Below are 15,569 nucleotides of genomic sequence, written 5' to 3'. Positions count from 1 at the left end.
ACTCAGGTCCCATGCAGCGCTGTCGCCCAGACCTGACCCTTCAACCTGATCCGGTCCGCTGCAAACAGGCCGCGTCCGCCGCACGCCGCGTCGGCCGGCCCGGGCCGACGCATGGCAATCGCCTTCGATCCGACCGCAATGTTACCGATCGGTCACAACTGTGTTGCGATCGTAGTGACCAGTCGGTAACATGTCAAGCATTCAATTTCGCAACCGAGACCAACATGTCCGATATCGAAGCCTCCAAACCCGCGTCGCGGCGCGCGCGGCGGCCGATCGCGGGCGCCACCGCACAGGAGCATCTGCTGCGCGCCGCCGAGGAGCTGTTTTACAAGGAAGGGGTGCGCGCGGTCGGCGTCGAGGCCGTCGTGGAACTCGCGGGCGTCAACAAGATGAGCCTGTATCGCCAGTTCTCGTCGAAGGACGAGCTGATCCTGGCCTATCTCGAGCGAATGGACGCGTGCTTCTTCGAGCGCTTCGATACAAGCGTCGCAAAGCATCCCGGCCAGCCGAAGGCGCAGCTGATCCAGTATTTCGTCGACCTCGCGGAGCGCGCGACGCAGAAGGATTACCGCGGCTGCCCGTTCGTGAACGTCGCGGCGGAGTTTCCGGACGCATCGCATCCGGCGCGCGAACGCGTCGCGCAGAACAAGGAACGGCTGATGGCGCGGCTCGTCGAGCTGTGCGAAAGCGCCGGCGCGCGGCAGCCGAAGTGGCTCGCCGATTCGCTCGCGCTGGTGATCGAGGGTATCTATGCGGCGAGCCAGACGTATCGGCACGGCGAGACGCCGATCGGCACCGCACCCGCGCTCGTCACGCAACTGATCGAGACCGCTTGCGCTTGAGCGGTGCAGCGCCCGCCGGTGCGCGCCGCCTGCCGCCGACACGCTTCGCGGGCCGCCCCCGCTACAATGCGGCCCTTCCCCGCCCGTTCCGCACCGCCATGACCGACACCCGCCCCGCTTCGCCCGACAGCGCGAACGACGACATCCTCGCCGCCACCCGGCACTGGCTCGCGCGCGCGGTGATCGGGCTCAATCTGTGCCCGTTCGCGAAGAGCGTGTACGTGAAGGATCAGGTGCGCTACGCGATCAGCGAAGCGACGACGCTCGAGGACGCGCTCGCCGATCTCGAAGCCGAACTCCGCCTGCTCGAAGCCGCCGACCCGCAGCAGGTCGACACGACGCTCGTGATCTATCCGCATGCGTTCGCGGATTTTGTCGACTACAACGACGCGCTGTTCTTCGCCGAGCGGCTCGTGAGCCAGCTGAAGCTCGACGGCGTGCTGCAGATCGCGAGCTTCCATCCGGACTACCAGTTCGAAGGCAGCGCGCCGGACGACATCGAGAACTACACGAACCGCGCGCCATACCCGATCCTGCACCTGCTGCGCGAGGACAGCATCGCGCGCGCGGCCGACGCGTTCCCGGACGCATCCGCGATCTACGAGAAGAACCAGGAGACGCTGCGCCGCCTCGGCCACGACGGCTGGCGCGACTGGATGAGCCGTCCCGGCGACGACGTCTGAGTGACCGGCTGCCGGGTCCGGCGAATCAGTCGGCGGCCGGTGCCGTTTCCTCGCCGGCGGCCTCCGTGCGCTGGGGCACGAAGAACCGCTCGCGCAGTTCGGCGAGGCCGAACATCTCGAGGATCTCGTTCAGCCGCTCGCTGGGCCGCCGGCGCGGCAGGTTCTTGTATTGCGCGATGATCAGCTCGTTCTTCATCGAATGCTCCCAGCCGACCAGCTCGGTCACGCTGACCTGGTAGCCGTGCGCTTCGAGCTGCAGGCAGCGCAGCACGTTGGTGATCTGGCTGCCGAATTCGCGCGTGTGCAGCGGATGCCGCCATACCTCGGTCAGCGCGCTCGCGAGCGACTTGCCCTTGTTCCGGCGCAGCACGCCCGCGATTTCCGCCTGGCAGCACGGCACGAGCACGATGTGGCGCGCGTGCTTCGCGAGCGCGAAGCGGATCGCATCGTCGGTCGCCGTATCGCACGCATGCAGCGCGGTGACGACGTCGATCGTCTCGGGCAGCCGCGGCGACGTGATCGAATCGGCGACCGACAGGTTCAGGAACGACATCCCGCCGAACCCGAGCCGCGCGGCGAGGTCGGCCGAACGCGCGACGAGCTCCTCGCGCGTCTCGATCCCGTAGATGTGCGACGCGAACGCCGGCGTGCCGTGGCCCGGCTGCTGCTTGAAGAACAGGTCGTACAGGATGAAGCCGAGATACGACTTGCCGGCGCCGTGATCGGCGAGCGTCACGCCGCCTTTGTCGGCCTGCACGCTCGCGAGCAGCGGCTCGATGAACTGGTACAGGTGGTACACCTGCTTCAGCTTGCGGCGGCTGTCCTGGTTCAGCTTGCCGTCGCGGGTCAGGATGTGCAGTTCCTTCAGCAGCTCGACGGACTGCTCCGGACGGACTTCGTGGGTTTTGTTCGACATCGTGGAACGCCGCCGGGCCGCGGTCGTTACGCGCGGCCCGGCGGCGGAAAATCGTGAGGAATGGCGTCAGTTTACCGATAAACGCGCGAAACCTCGCGAAAACGCGCGATCACACCCGCCGAAAACACCCGATCACGCCCGATCACGCCCGCGCGCCGAGCCGCCAGAGCGACGTCACTTCGGCGCGGCGTGCCGCGTACAGCGGATCGTCGGCGTCGGCCGCCTTCGGATGCTTCGGACGGATATCGTCGCGGCCGAGCACAACCAGGCCCGCTTCGTCGATCCACTGCAGCAGCGTGTCGCGCGGTCGCAGGCCGAGATGCTCGGCAAAATCGGACAGGATCAGCCAGCCTTCGCCATCCGGCTCGAGGTGCGCGGCGAGCCCGGCGAGGAAGCCGCGCAGCATGCGGCTGTCCGGATCGTAGACCGCGTATTCGATCGGCGCACTCGGCCGCGCCGGCACCCACGGCGGATTGCAGACGACGAGCGGCGCGCGGCCGGCCGGGAACAGGTCGGCCTCGGTGACGTCGACCTGCGCCGCGTAGCCGAGCCGCTCGACGTTTTCGCGCGCGCACGCGAGCGCCCGCGGATCCTGGTCGGTCGCAACCACGCGCTTGACGCCGCGCGCCGCGAGCACCGCGGCCAGCACACCGGTGCCGGTGCCGACGTCGAACGCGAGCGTGTCGGCCGGCAGCGGCGCACGCGCGACGAGCTCGACATACTCGCCGCGCACCGGCGAGAACACGCCGTAGTGCGGATGAATCGCCGCGCCGCCGAGCGCCGGAATCGGCACGCCCTTCTTGCGCCATTCGTGGGCGCCGACGAGCCCGAGCAGTTCGCGCAGCGACACGACCGACGGCGCGCCACCGGGGCCGTACGCCTCCTCGCACGCGGCCCGCACGTCCGGCGCGCGGCGCAGCGCAATCGTGTAGTCGGCGTCGAGCGGGATCAGCAGCATCCCGAGCGTGCGCGCGCGCTGCGATTGCGCGAGACGATGCAGGTTGAACGCGTCGACGCCGGCGGCGGCCTTCGCCTTCTTCGGCTTGCGATCGACGCGGCGCGCCAGCGCCTGCACGAGCTGGCGCGCGTTCTGGAAGTCGCCCTGCCAGACGAGCGCGGTGCCCTCGCACGCGAGGCGATAGGCGACGTCGGCGTTGAGGCGGTCGTCGGCGGGCACCGCGCGCTTCGGCGGCGCCACGCCGGCTTCGGAGCGCCAGCGCACGGCATGATCGGCGCCGTCGGCGTCGGTCCAGTGGAATACGGGGAAATCGGTCACGCGAACTCGGTGGTGTAACGGTTGGCTTCAGGGCGCGGCGGCAGCACGCCGCGCGGACGCCCCCTTATACCCTGCTTTGCCGCGCCCGGCAAAGCGCGCCGCACTCACTGGCCCCAGCCCGGCATCGCCGGCAGGCGCAGCGTGCCCGCATCGGTGAAGTGGGCGGCGCCGAACACGCCGCCCGCAAGCCGGCCGCGCAGCGCATACGGCAGCTCGCCCGCCGATGCGGCGCCGGCGAGATTGAACGCCTGCCGTGCCGCCGCGAACGCGGATACCGACACCGGCACGTCGAGCACGGCCTCGCCGTAGCGCGGCACGACGCCCGTGCGATCGCTGACGCCGCTCGCGAACGGCTGGCCGTTCAGCTCGAGCGTCACCGCGATGCCGTCGTAGTCGATCGGCGCGTCGTTCGGGTTCTGCACGCGCAGCTTCAGGTTGAAGCGCATCTCGAGCCCCTGCCCGACCAGCGGCTCGAGGCCCGCGACGGTCACGCGCACCGACTCACGCGTCAGGCTCGCGCAGCCGCCGAGCGCGAGCACGAACCCGAGCACGACAGCGATCAGCAGCAGCACGGCGCGCAGCGGCGCCACCCGGAACAGGGCTCGTGGCATGAACAGCCTCCTCGCGGCAAACGGTCGTTGCGGCATTGTACCGGGCATGCGCGAGCGCACCGAATTTCGTAGTCCACGCGCGACTGGACAATCGTTAATACATTAAAACTACGAAACCTAAAACTAAACAGAAATATTCGACAACGCCCACGACCATTCAATGAGTCGCGAAAATTTCAATAGACACGCGCTCTTAATTTTTTCATTTCCTTTACTCAAAGCCATCAAGTATATTGACCCATCCTTCGAACAGACCGACAAACCTTCAAACCGCATGACGGCGATTTTACGGATGGCTGCACGTGCCATCCGCGCCGCCCGGCGGCCAGGCCCGGCCTGCTCCATAGGTCGTCAGTTCGATGCGGTTGCGCGCCCGCCCGGGCGTGCCGCCGTATGCCGCGCGCGAAATCCATTCAGACCAATCCGCGCCCGGTAATCCTGAACCGGCAAGTCCACCGACAATCGAGAATACCGAGGGGGCAGCAAACCATGATTACCGTCACGTAGTCCGTCCGCCGTCTTTTCGAATAACCCGTCATTGGCATTTCGCATCGCTGTTGATTAACGGCGGGGGAATTCTTTTGCCGGCAGCTTTCGCAGTTTTCGCAGCACTGAACGACTCTTTCAATAATCGAGGTTTCAGTATGTCGATGAACATTCGCAAGATGCGTTATCTGCCGCTCGTCGCGGCCCTCGCGCTCGCCGGGTGCGGCGGCGACGACAGCGGCGTCGGTTCGGCTTCCGCGCTCAGCTCCGCCGGTGCGCCGAACGCGGGCTCGTCGCCCGCCGCCACCACGCCGCCCACCGCGTCGAATGTCGACAAGAGCGTGCCGCCGGTCGAGCTGCCCGACACCGTCGTGCCGGTCAACTACCGGCTGTGGTTCCGCCCGAACGACGCGCTGAATGCGTTCGACGGCCGCGCCGACGTCGAGATCAAGGTGCTCAAGCCCGTCACGTCGATCGTGATCGCCGGTCACCGGATCAAGTTCACGAACGGCCGCATCACGCTGCAACCGGGCAACGTGCAGTTGATCGCGACCCCGCAGGACAAGGGCGACTTCTACCAGCTGCGCCCCGTGAGCGGTACGATCGCCGCCGGCAACTACTCGCTGCACATGGAGTGGACGGGCATCATCAACTTCAAGTCGTACGACGATCCGGTCAAGCAGACCGGCGGCAGCTGCGGCGACGATCCGTATCCGGGCTGCTCGGCGGCCGAAGGGGTCTTCCGCGTCGACCTGAAGAGCACCGACGGCACGACGAGCGGCGCGATCCTCACGCAAGGCGAAACCAACCTGTCGCGCCAGTGGTTCCCCGGCTGGGACGAGCCGGCGTTCCGCCCGACCTATGAAGTGACCGCCGAAGTGCCGCAGAGCTGGCGCGTCGTGTCGAACGCGGCCGAGAAGCCGTCGACGAACGTCGGCGGCGGCTACAAGCTCGTGCAGTTCGAGAAGACCCCGCCGATGCCGTCGTACCTGCTGTTCTTCGGCGGCGGCCTGTTCGACACCTACGAGGACGACTTCACGAGCCCGCTGCCGGGCGGCAAGGGCGGGCTGCACCTGCGCGTGTTCACGCCGCCGGGCATGCGCGATTGGGCGAAGCCGGCGATGGACCGCACCAAGCAGGCGCTCGACTTCTACTACAACTACACGGGCATTCCGCTGCCGTTGACGAAGTTCGACACGGTGGCCGCGAACGACGCGTTCAAGGAGCAGAAGGACCTGAACTTCGGCGGGATGGAGAACTGGGGCTCGATTCTCGAATTCGCCGACGACATCCTGCCGCAGCCGGGCCAGCCGATGTCGCGCTATGGCAACGAGGTGCTCACGCACGAAGTCGCGCACCAGTGGTTCGGCGATCTCGTGACCGCCGACTGGTGGGACAACGTGTGGCTCAACGAATCGTTCGCGACGTTCTTCGAGACGAAGACGACGATCCGGTTCTTCCCCGACCAGTTCACGTGGCTCGACCAAGTGAAGAACAAGTATCGCGTGATCAACCGTGACATCGGCCCGAACGCGTTCCCGGTCGCGCCGAACTTCAACGGCTGGGCGTCGAACGACTTCGTTCTGAGCGCGAGCGCGTTCACGTACGACAAGGGCGGCCACGTGCTGAAGACGCTCGAGAATTACCTCGGCGAAGAGACGCTGCGCAAGGGTCTTCAGCAGTACCTGACCGACTACTCGTTCGGCAACGGCACGCCGAAGCGCCTGTGGGACGCGCTGTCGAAGGCGAGCGGCCAGCCGGTCGGCCCGATCGGCGACAGCTACGTGCGCCAGACGGGCGTGCCGCTGATCTCGCTCGACGCGCAGTGCGACCTGACGAAGAACCAGAACGTGATCACGCTGAAGCAGCAGCCGTTCCCGAACAAGAACGCGTATCCGGGCACGCAGTGGACGGTGCCGGTCACGCTCGCATACGGGCAAGGGCTCGCGAACCGCACGACGGTCGCGCTGAAGGACACGCAGACGCAGGTCCGGATCGACGGCTGCTCGGCGGTGGTCGCGGATCCGAGCGGCCTCGACTACTACGTCGTGAACTACAGCGACGCCGCATGGAGCGGGCTGCTCACGCAGGTCAACCGCTCGACCGATCCGGTGCTGCTCGCGAACCTGAAGAGCGAAGCCGCGCTGCTCGTCGCGAACAACCTCGCGCCGGCGTCGCGCTCGACATCGATCGGTTCGGTTGCGTCGCCGGCCGCGATGCTGCTGCGCCAGACGCCGAGCTTCGACGGTATTTCGGCGACGAAGGAGCGTCCGTCGCTGCGCTACCAGGGCACGTTCAAGCCGCGCAAGGCGCTCACGCGGTAATCGCAGCGTGAGTCTGCCGCCTGCCGTTCGCGCGGAAGACTGCGCGTCCGGCGGCGGCGGCGGCGGCGGCGGTGGCGGCGGCGGCGACCCTAGCGTTCGCCGCCGCGACGCCGGAACGCCCACCACGCGGCGAGCGCGGTGAAGCCCGCGACGAACAGCACCATCAGCCAGAAGCCGTGCTTGTTCTCCGAAAGCGGAATCCCGCCGACGTTCATCCCGAAGAAGCCCGCGACGATGTTGATCGGCAGCGCGACGACCGTCACGAGCGTCAGCGTGAACAGCGTGCGGTTGTTCTGCTCGTCGAGGCGCGAGCCGATCTCTTCCTGCAACAGCTTGATCCGCTCGACGAGCCCGGCGAGATCGGCGAGCACCAGCGAAAACTCCTCGGTCGACTCGCGCAGCTCCTGCACGTCCTCCGCGTGCAGCCACGCGGGCGGCTTTGCGAGCAGCCGGAAGATCGCGCCCGGCTCCGGCGCGAGCATGCGCTGCAGGCGCGTCAGCGTGCGGCGCATCACGCCCAGTTCGACGCGGCTCGCGGTCAGGCGCTGCGACAGGAAACGATCCTCGATGCGGTCGACGTCGACACTCGTGCGCCGCACGATGTGGATCATCAGGTCGGCCTGGTCGCGCAGCAGATGCACGAGCAGCTCCGCGGGCGAACGGAACCGTTCGCCGTCGCGCACGCTCGCGCGCAGCGTGTCGACCGAACGCAGCGGCTTGAGCCGCGCGGTGACCATGATCCGCCGCTCGACATGGACGAACATCGTCGCGATCTCCGATGGCGTCAGCTCGAGGTTGAACATCACGTCGTTGACGATCGCGCGCAGCGCGCCGTCCTCCTGCCCGATGCGCGTCGAGCGCGATCCCTCGTGCAGGAATTCGAAGAAGCTGTCGGGCAGCCCGAGATGGGTGCGCATCCAGCGCTCGCTCGCGCCGTGCGCGAGGTTGAAGTGCAGCCAGACGAACGCATCGTCGGCGCCGGCCGCGCGTTGCGTGCGCAGCCACTCGGCGGCGCCGTCCGCGTCGAGCGTCGCGCCCGGCTCCCCCGGCGTGAAGCGGAACCCGCACACGATGCCGGACGTATCCGCGCCGTAAGTCTGAACGATCATGTCGAAGTCGTGCGGCGCGCGGCGCCTGTCGCGCGTCGCGGACGGTCGCCGTCCGCGCGCAAGGCGCCGCGCAAGATAAGAAAGGATGACGTATGCCCGATGAAAGCGACACTTTCGTGACTGTGTCACAAAGCGGCTTCACGGCGCCAGAAAAACGCGCGCCGCCCGGCGGGCGGCGCTGATGGAAGAGGGGACGGCAGCTTGCCTTACTGGCGGCTCTGCGACTGCGCGGCCGTCGGGCACGAGGGATCCTTGCCCCATTGGCCTTCGCACACGCGCCACCGGCACAGCTGATCCTCGAAGAAGCCGCGTTCGCCGCATTCCTTCACGCGCGCGGCAAGTGTCGTGCCGGCCTTCGCCGACGTCTTGGTCGGCACCGCCTGCGCGCCCGATGACGCGGCCTTCTTGTCGGCCGGCTTCGTGCGCGCGACGAGCGCCGCGAGCAGGTCCGCGTCCGGATCGTCCTTCCCGGACGATTTCGCGCTCGCGGTGCGCGCCGACGCATCATGGCGCTTCTTCGCCTGCGCGAGGTCAGCCTGCTGCTCCTTGCGATGCTTGCGCGCTTCGGCCTTCGCGTCTGCCTTGGTATCGGCCTTGCTGCGCGCGGCGGACTTCGCGTTCTTCGCGGTGTCGGCCTTCGCAGCCTTGGCAGTTGCAGCCGCGGCCGCAGCCGCCGGCGCCGCGCCCGACGCGTTGTCAGCGCCGTTCGCGAGCGCGCGCGACAGGCGGCTGTTATCGGCCGCGGGCGACGACGATGCGGACGCAACGGTTTTGGATGCCGGGTCTTCGTTGACGATCGTGGCCGGCTGCGGCGCGCTCGCCGCATTGTTCTGCGCGACCTGCGCTGCAGCGCCGCTTGGCGGGGCGGCCTTCGCCGCCGGTTGCGCGGGCGCCGCAGCGACGGCCGCCGCGCTGTCGCCCGACTGCTGCAAACGCCATGCGCCCCAGCCGCCTACCGCGACCACCAGCGCGACGACTGCCGCGATCGGCGCCTTCAGCGAACGGCGCGGCGGCTCGGCCGGCGGCGTGACACGGCCCTCCAGATTCGCGAGAATGCGCGAACTCTGGGGCCCGCCAGCCGGTTTCTGATCGGACAGCAAGCTGGGCGGTGTTTTGGAATTTGAATTGTCCGGCGCACTCATTCAGCGTCTCATTGAATCCTGGTTTAATTCGCCGCGATAATATAGCCCGGCCTCTCGGAGCAGGCCTGATTCTAAGAGCAAGCATTGCAAAACACAATCAATTCCAATTTCCGGGGATTTCATTGATTGCCGTCGCACTCGTCGCCTATTTCGCCCTCGCCGTCGCCATCGCGGCGCTGTTGCTTTTACCGGGTGTCCGCGCGACCGTTTTTGAATCCGTCGCGCAGTTTCACGGCCGTCTGACACGCCGCGCGAACGATCGCGCGGTACGCACCCGCAGTCAGATTGTTAAATCGGCAAGCGTTACGCGGGATGCTTTAAACGGCGTGCAAAATTTACTGATTCGGCGACGCTTGCTGATTATGGTCTCGACAGGTATTCTTGCGACGCCGCCATTGGTCGCCATTGCGTTACGCGGCCGGCAATTATTTCAGTACGACGACACGGCGCGCGTGCCCGACGAGAAGATCGCCGCCCTGCTGCAGGGCGAGCAACTCGTGCCGCCCCCGCCGTTGCCGCCGGAAGTCTTTGCCACCAAGGAAGTCGAGCAGGTGCGGCCGGCGCTGAAGGACGCGAGCCGCGACTGGAATCTGCTGGATCCGGATTTCCGCACGCGCTTGCTGCTGGTCTACAAGATCATGCACGAGCAATACGGCTACGAAATGGCGTTGCTGGAAGGTTACCGGAGCCCGGAACGGCAAAACCGGCTGGCGCAAATGGGCAGCAACGTGACCAATGCGGCAGCATTCCAGAGCTATCACCAATTCGGGCTGGCGGCCGACAACGCGTTCCTGCGCGACGGCAAGCTGGTCATTTCCGAGAAAGATCCATGGGCGATGCGCGGCTACCAGTTATACGGACAGGTCGCCGAACAGGTCGGCCTGACCTGGGGTGGCAGATGGAAAATGATGGATCTCGGGCACGTTGAATACCATAAACCCGGTTTTAAACTGGGACGCGGCAGCTAGCACGGCGGCCGGACAGGAAATAATGAGGGCGGCATGGGGCTTTTTAATATCCCGGCAGGAAACGATATGGGCGGCGCAATCGACCGCGCATTCCGGTGCGCGATTTTCTCGGGGCGCCGGCTCCGTTTTAAATCTCACAGCATCCTTTCGTTAATGCGTGCGCCGACTCCGATGCCGCGGGCGCATTGATGCCGACTCCTTTCATCCCGTTTGACAGCATGGCGACACATCGCGGCGCCACCCTTGCCGCTCGGCGCGCCTGCGTCGCCTCATCGAATCGCACCGGAATCTGAACGTCCTATGCAACGCATCCTCAACGTGCTGACTCACCCGCGTACGCTCTCGATCGTCGGGATCGCCGCGCTCGCGGCGATCCTCTTCATCGTCGCCGATACGCTGCAGCTGCCGCTGCTGTGGCCGGCGATCGCCTTCGCGGCGATTCTCGTGCTGTGGCTCGGCGTCGCGCTGTTCCGGCGCTGGCGCGTGAAGCGCGCGAACCGCGCGCTCGGCGCGATCCTCGAGGAGCAGGCGGAGACCGGCAAGATCTCCGCGCCGGCCGCCGCGGCCGCGCCCGCCGAGAAGTCGGCCGACCTCGACGTGCTGCGCACGCGCCTCGCCGACGCGGTGAAGACGATCAAGACGTCGAAGATCGGCCAGGTGTCGGGCGGCTCCGCGCTGTATGAACTGCCGTGGTACATCGTGATCGGCAACCCCGCTGCGGGCAAGAGCAGCGCGGTGGTCAACTCCGGCCTGCAATTCCCGTTCGCGGACAAGAACAGCGCGGTGATCCACGGCATCGGCGGCACCCGCAACTGCGACTGGTTCTTCACGACCGAAGGCATCCTGCTCGACACCGCGGGCCGCTATTCGGTCCACGAGGAAGACCGCTCCGAGTGGCTCGGCTTCCTCGGGCTGCTGAAGCGCTACCGCCCGAAGGCGCCGATCAACGGGATCATCGTCACCGCGAGCATCGCGGAGCTCACCGGCAACCGCCCCGAATTCGCGATCAACCTCGCGAAGAACCTGCGCCAGCGCGTGCAGGAACTGACCGAGAAGCTCGAAGTGTTCGCGCCCGTCTACGTGATGTTCACGAAGGCGGACCTGATCACCGGCTTCACCGAATTCTTCAGCAGCAGCGACAAGCACGAATACGACCGCGTGTGGGGCGCCACCCTGCCCTACGAACCCGACGAGAAGCGCGACGTCGTCGCGCTGTTCGACGAGCGCTTCGAGGAGCTGTACGAAGGCCTGAAGGAGATCAGCGTCGCGCAGCTGTCGCTGTCGCGCGGCAACCAGCTGTCGCCGGGCCAGCTCAGCTTCCCGCTCGAGTTCTCGACGATCAAGCCGGCGTTGCGTGCATTCCTCGCGACGCTGTTCGAGAACAACCCGTTCCAGTACAAGCCGATCTTCCGCGGCTTCTACTTCACGAGCGCGTTGCAGGAAGGCGAGACCAACAGCACGGCCGCGCAGCGCATCGCGCACCGCTTCGGCCTCGACGCGAACGCGCTGCCGAAGCCGCACAGCGCATTCTCGAAGAACGGCTTCTTCCTGCGCGACCTGTTCTCGAAGGTGATCTTCGCGGACCGCCAGACGGTGCGCCAGTTCGCGAGCCCGACCAAGACGCGGCTGCGCTACGCGACCTTCTTCGGCTTCGTCGCGGCGCTCGCGCTCGCACTCGGCGGCTGGACCTGGTCGACGATCGGCAACCAGCAGCTCGTCGCGAACGTGCAGGCCGACCTCGACAACGTCACGCGCCTCGAGCAGGGCCGCAACGACCTGCAGTCGCGCCTGCAGGCGATGGACATCCTGGAAGACCGGATCGAGCAGCTCGAGCAGTTCCGCCGCGACAAGCCGCTGTCCGTGTCGCTCGGCCTCTACCAGGGCGACCGCCTCGAACAGCACCTGCTGACCGAGTACTACAACGGCGTGCGCCAGATCCTGCTGAACCCCGTGTCGCAGAATCTCGCGTCGTTCCTGAAGGACGTGAACGCGCATCCGGACCAGCTCGCGCCGCTGAACCGCGCGGCGGATGCCGGCGCCGTGCCGGTGTCGACGAACCCGGCCGGAGCCGCCACCCAGGCCCCCCAAGCCCAAGCCCAAGCCCAGGCCCAGGCCCTCGCTGCGCCGCAGGGCGGCCTATACAGCGACGCGTCGCCGACCAATGTCGAGGACGCGTACAACGCGCTGAAGACCTACCTGATGCTGTCCGACAAGCGTCACGTCGAGCAGGCGCACCTGACCGACCAGCTCGCGCGCTTCTGGCGCGGCTGGCTCGAGACGAATCGCGGCAACATGCCGCGCGACGAGATGATCAAGAGCGCCGAGCGCATGATCTCGTTCTACCTGTCGCGCATGAACGACAACGATTGGCCGATGATCGACGCGAACCTCGCGCTCGTCGACCAGACCCGCGAGAACCTGCGCCACGTCGTGCGCGGGATGCCGGCCCGCCAGCGCGTCTATGAGGAAATCAAGGCGCGCGCGTCGACCCGCTTCGCGCCGATGACCATCGCGCGCATCGTCGGCGACGGCAACCAGGCCCTGATCGCAGGCAGCTATGCGATTCCCGGCACGTTCACGCGCGACGCGTGGTTCCAGTACGTGCAGCCGGCGATCCGCGACGCGGCGACGAAGGAGCTGCAGGCGAAGGACTGGGTGCTGAACACGTCGTCGCAGGACGACCTGACGCTCGAGGGCAGCCCCGAGCAGATCCAGAAGGCGCTCGTCGGCATGTACAAGACCGAGTACGCGCAGCACTGGCAGAAGTTCATGCAGGGCATCGCGGTGCAGGGCTTCTCGAGCTTCGGGCAGGCGGTCGACGGGATGAACCGTCTCGGCGACCCGCAGGATTCGCCGATCCGCAAGGTCCTCGAAACTGCGTACGACCAGACGTCGTGGGACAACCCGTCGCTCGCGAACGTCACGATCAAGAAGGCGCAGACGGGCGTCGTGAACTGGTTCAAGCAGCTGTTCTCGCGTTCTTCGCAGGCGGGCCAGATCGCGGCCGCGAACATCGACATCAACGGCAACCCGGCGGATGTCCCGATGGGCCCGGTCGGCCAGGAGTTCATCGGCCTCGCGCGGATCGTCGCGACGCATGACGGCTCGTCGCTGCTGAAGGGCTATATGGACTCGCTGTCGAAGGTCCGCACGCGCTTCAACGTGATCAAGAACCAGGGCGACCCGGGCCCCGGCGCGCGCCAGCTGATGCAGCAGACGCTCGACGGCAACGGCTCGGAACTCGCCGATTCGCTGAAGTTCGTCGACGAGCAGATGCTGACGGGCCTGACCGACTCGCAACGCAAGTCGCTGCGCCCGCTGCTCGTGCGGCCGCTGATGCAGGCGTTCTCGGTCGTGATCCAGCCGGCGAGCGTCGAGGTCAACAAGGTGTGGAACGCGCAGGTCTACCAGCCGTTCCAGAGCTCGCTCGCGAACAAGTACCCGTTCGCGGCGAGCGCGAAGGTCGAGGCCGGCGCCGGCGAGATCGCGCAGGTGTTCGGCCCGGACGGCTCGATCGCGAAGTTCGTCGGCACGACGCTCGGGCCGCTCGCGGTGCGCCGCGGCGACACGCTCGCGGCCCGCACCTGGGGCGACATGGGCCTCGCGCTCGCGCCGGACTTCACGAACGGCTTCGCGCGCTGGGTCGCGCCGCTCGCGGGCGGCGCGGCAGGCGGCGGCGCCGCCGCGTCGTCCGAGCCGCAGACCGTGTTCCAGATCCTGCCGCAGCCGAGCAGCGGCACGACCGAGTACACGGTCGCGATCGACGGCCAGCAGCTGCGCTACCGCAACACGCCGCCGCAGTGGACCAACTTCGTGTGGCCGAACCCGCAGGGCTCGCCGGGCGCGACGCTGTCGGCGACCACCTTCGACGGCCGCACGATCCAGCTCGTCAACGAGCCGGGCCGCTACGGTCTCGAGAAGCTGATCAACTCGGCGCAGCGCAAGCGCCGCCCGGACGGCACCTTCGACCTCACGTGGACGCAGGGCAACGTGAACGTGTCGGTGACGATGCGCATCATCAGCACGTCGCAACCGACGGGCGGCGGCGGCGACCAGCCGCAGCAACAGAGCCTGCGCGGCCTCGCGCTGCCGTCGTCGGTCGCCGACGCGAGCGCGGGCGCGGCGCAGAACGCCGCGGCCCAGCCGGGCGCAGGCGCATCGGGCGCCGCGGCGGCTGTCGCGGCCGCCGCCGCATCGAACGCACAGGGGGCGCAATGACGCAAACCGTTCAGGCGCAAATCGCGTACTTCGGCAAGATTCCGTCGCGCGGCGACTTCGTAAAGAGCGCGCACAATCCGCAGCTGCTGCAGACGCTCGACCGCTGGATCGCGCAGGCGCTCGAACTGCTCGCCGAGGATCCGCGCTGGAAGATCGTCTACGAGGACGCGAAGCCGATGCATTTCGCGTTCCTCGGCTCGCGCAGCAGGGTCGTGATCGCCGGGCACATGGTCGCGAGCCACGACGTGTCGATGCGCCGCTTCCCGTTCCTCGGCGCGACCGCGCTCGAGGTCGAGCGGCCGGTCGCGTTCCTCGCGCGCAGCCCGCTCGCGTTCGCGCGGCTGTGGTCGCGCGTCGCGCAGCAGATGCCGGCGCTGCTCGGCAAGCAGGAGCCGCCCGGCGCGCTGCAGGCGCTCGGCGACACGCAGGTGCCGATCGACATCGGCGGCGGCCCCGGCAATCCGCACGACGGCACCTTCAACGATTTCGTCGAGCACCAGTCGCTGTACGGCCTCGAGCAGATGCTGCTCGCGAGCGGCCACCCGGTGCGGCTGCGCGGCGCGATGCTCGCGCTCGGCTCGCTGCTGCGCCCGGTGATGCAGAGCGGCTCGTCGCACATCGAGCGCGGCCTCACGCTGCCGCTGCCCGTCGACCCGTTCTATCGCAGCCTCGTCGCGGCGTTCTGGCTCGAGCTGATCGCGCCGTTCGTCGCGCAGGCCGATTTCGAGCTCGCGATCTTCATCGGCACGATCGCCGAACGCGAGCGGCTCGTCATCGGCTTCAACGGCGCGTCGGCGAAGACGCTCCTGAGCGTCGTCGATCCGCAGACCTACGCCGCCCACAACATCGATATCGACGATCCGGAGTGGATCGACGCACATGCGCAAAACGATCATGGGATCAGCAAGCTCGTCAGCTACCTCGACCAACCGCAACTGTCGCTGCGCGTCGCGATCGACGCGTTCCGCGAAGCGTTCATCGGAGGCTGACG

The 15,569-nt window shown here is 67.3% G+C and carries 11 protein-coding genes; 6 read left to right on the top strand and 5 right to left on the bottom strand.

Translation table 11 applies throughout. The annotated features are described in order from the left end of the window. Positions 1-224 precede the first annotated feature (224 nt). Both DID96_RS11310 and DID96_RS11305 read left to right on the top strand, forming a co-directional pair. Complete coding sequence (locus DID96_RS11310; RefSeq protein WP_124599408.1) at positions 225-845, top strand: TetR/AcrR family transcriptional regulator; 621 nt, start codon at positions 225-227, stop codon at positions 843-845. A 98-nt stretch (positions 846-943) separates the two neighbouring features. After that, complete coding sequence (locus DID96_RS11305; protein WP_124599407.1) at positions 944-1,528, top strand: DUF1415 domain-containing protein; 585 nt, start codon at positions 944-946, stop codon at positions 1,526-1,528. Positions 1,529-1,553: 25 nt separating this feature from the next. Here the strand turns inward: DID96_RS11305 and DID96_RS11300 are convergent, their stop codons facing one another. The 3 genes from DID96_RS11300 to DID96_RS11290 form a co-directional block, all read right to left on the bottom strand. Beyond that, the gene (locus DID96_RS11300) at positions 1,554-2,444 is read right to left on the bottom strand and encodes an SAM-dependent methyltransferase (protein ID WP_124599406.1); all 891 of its coding nucleotides are present in this window, start codon (positions 2,442-2,444) and stop codon (positions 1,554-1,556) included. Positions 2,445-2,586: 142 nt separating this feature from the next. Continuing rightward, positions 2,587-3,720 carry a class I SAM-dependent methyltransferase gene (locus DID96_RS11295; protein WP_124599405.1) on the bottom strand — a complete coding sequence of 378 codons (1,134 nt, stop codon included), beginning with the start codon at positions 3,718-3,720 and terminating at the stop codon, positions 2,587-2,589. 104 nt (positions 3,721-3,824) lie between these two features. Beyond that, positions 3,825-4,331, bottom strand: a complete 507-nt coding sequence (locus tag DID96_RS11290; RefSeq protein WP_124599404.1) for an LEA type 2 family protein — start codon at positions 4,329-4,331, stop codon at positions 3,825-3,827. A gap of 644 nt (positions 4,332-4,975) precedes the next feature. Here DID96_RS11290 and DID96_RS11285 point away from each other — a divergent pair. Next, a complete protein-coding gene (locus tag DID96_RS11285) occupies positions 4,976-7,141 on the top strand; it encodes a M1 family metallopeptidase (RefSeq protein WP_124599403.1) in 2,166 nt (721 codons plus the stop codon). Between the two features lie 89 nt (positions 7,142-7,230). Here DID96_RS11285 and DID96_RS11280 read toward each other — a convergent pair whose 3' ends face one another. Then, the gene (locus DID96_RS11280; protein ID WP_124599402.1) at positions 7,231-8,250 is read right to left on the bottom strand and encodes a transporter; all 1,020 of its coding nucleotides are present in this window, start codon (positions 8,248-8,250) and stop codon (positions 7,231-7,233) included. 206 nt (positions 8,251-8,456) lie between these two features. Then, on the bottom strand, positions 8,457-9,392 hold the full coding sequence (locus tag DID96_RS11275; RefSeq protein WP_124599401.1) for a phage tail protein: 936 nt from the start codon (positions 9,390-9,392) through the stop codon (positions 8,457-8,459). 122 nt (positions 9,393-9,514) lie between these two features. On the opposite strand from DID96_RS11275, the gene DID96_RS11270 reads away from it, so the two are divergent. The 3 genes from DID96_RS11270 (at position 9,515) to tagF (ending at position 15,567) form a co-directional block, all read left to right on the top strand. Beyond that, complete coding sequence (locus tag DID96_RS11270) at positions 9,515-10,360, top strand: M15 family metallopeptidase (RefSeq protein ID WP_185732221.1); 846 nt, start codon at positions 9,515-9,517, stop codon at positions 10,358-10,360. 300 nt (positions 10,361-10,660) lie between these two features. After that, on the top strand, positions 10,661-14,578 hold the full coding sequence (gene tssM / locus DID96_RS11265) for a type VI secretion system membrane subunit TssM (RefSeq protein WP_124599399.1): 3,918 nt from the start codon (positions 10,661-10,663) through the stop codon (positions 14,576-14,578). Beyond that, positions 14,575-15,567, top strand: a complete 993-nt coding sequence (gene tagF / locus DID96_RS11260) for a type VI secretion system-associated protein TagF (protein ID WP_124599398.1) — start codon at positions 14,575-14,577, stop codon at positions 15,565-15,567. Before tssM ends, tagF begins: the two co-directional genes overlap by 4 nt. Positions 15,568-15,569: the final 2 nt, after the last annotated feature.

Origin of the sequence: Burkholderia sp. Bp8963 (assembly GCF_003854275.1) — a bacterium.
In the GTDB taxonomy this organism is placed as follows: Bacteria; Pseudomonadota; Gammaproteobacteria; order Burkholderiales; family Burkholderiaceae; genus Burkholderia.
This window is presented reverse-complemented; position numbering and strand designations above follow the sequence as displayed.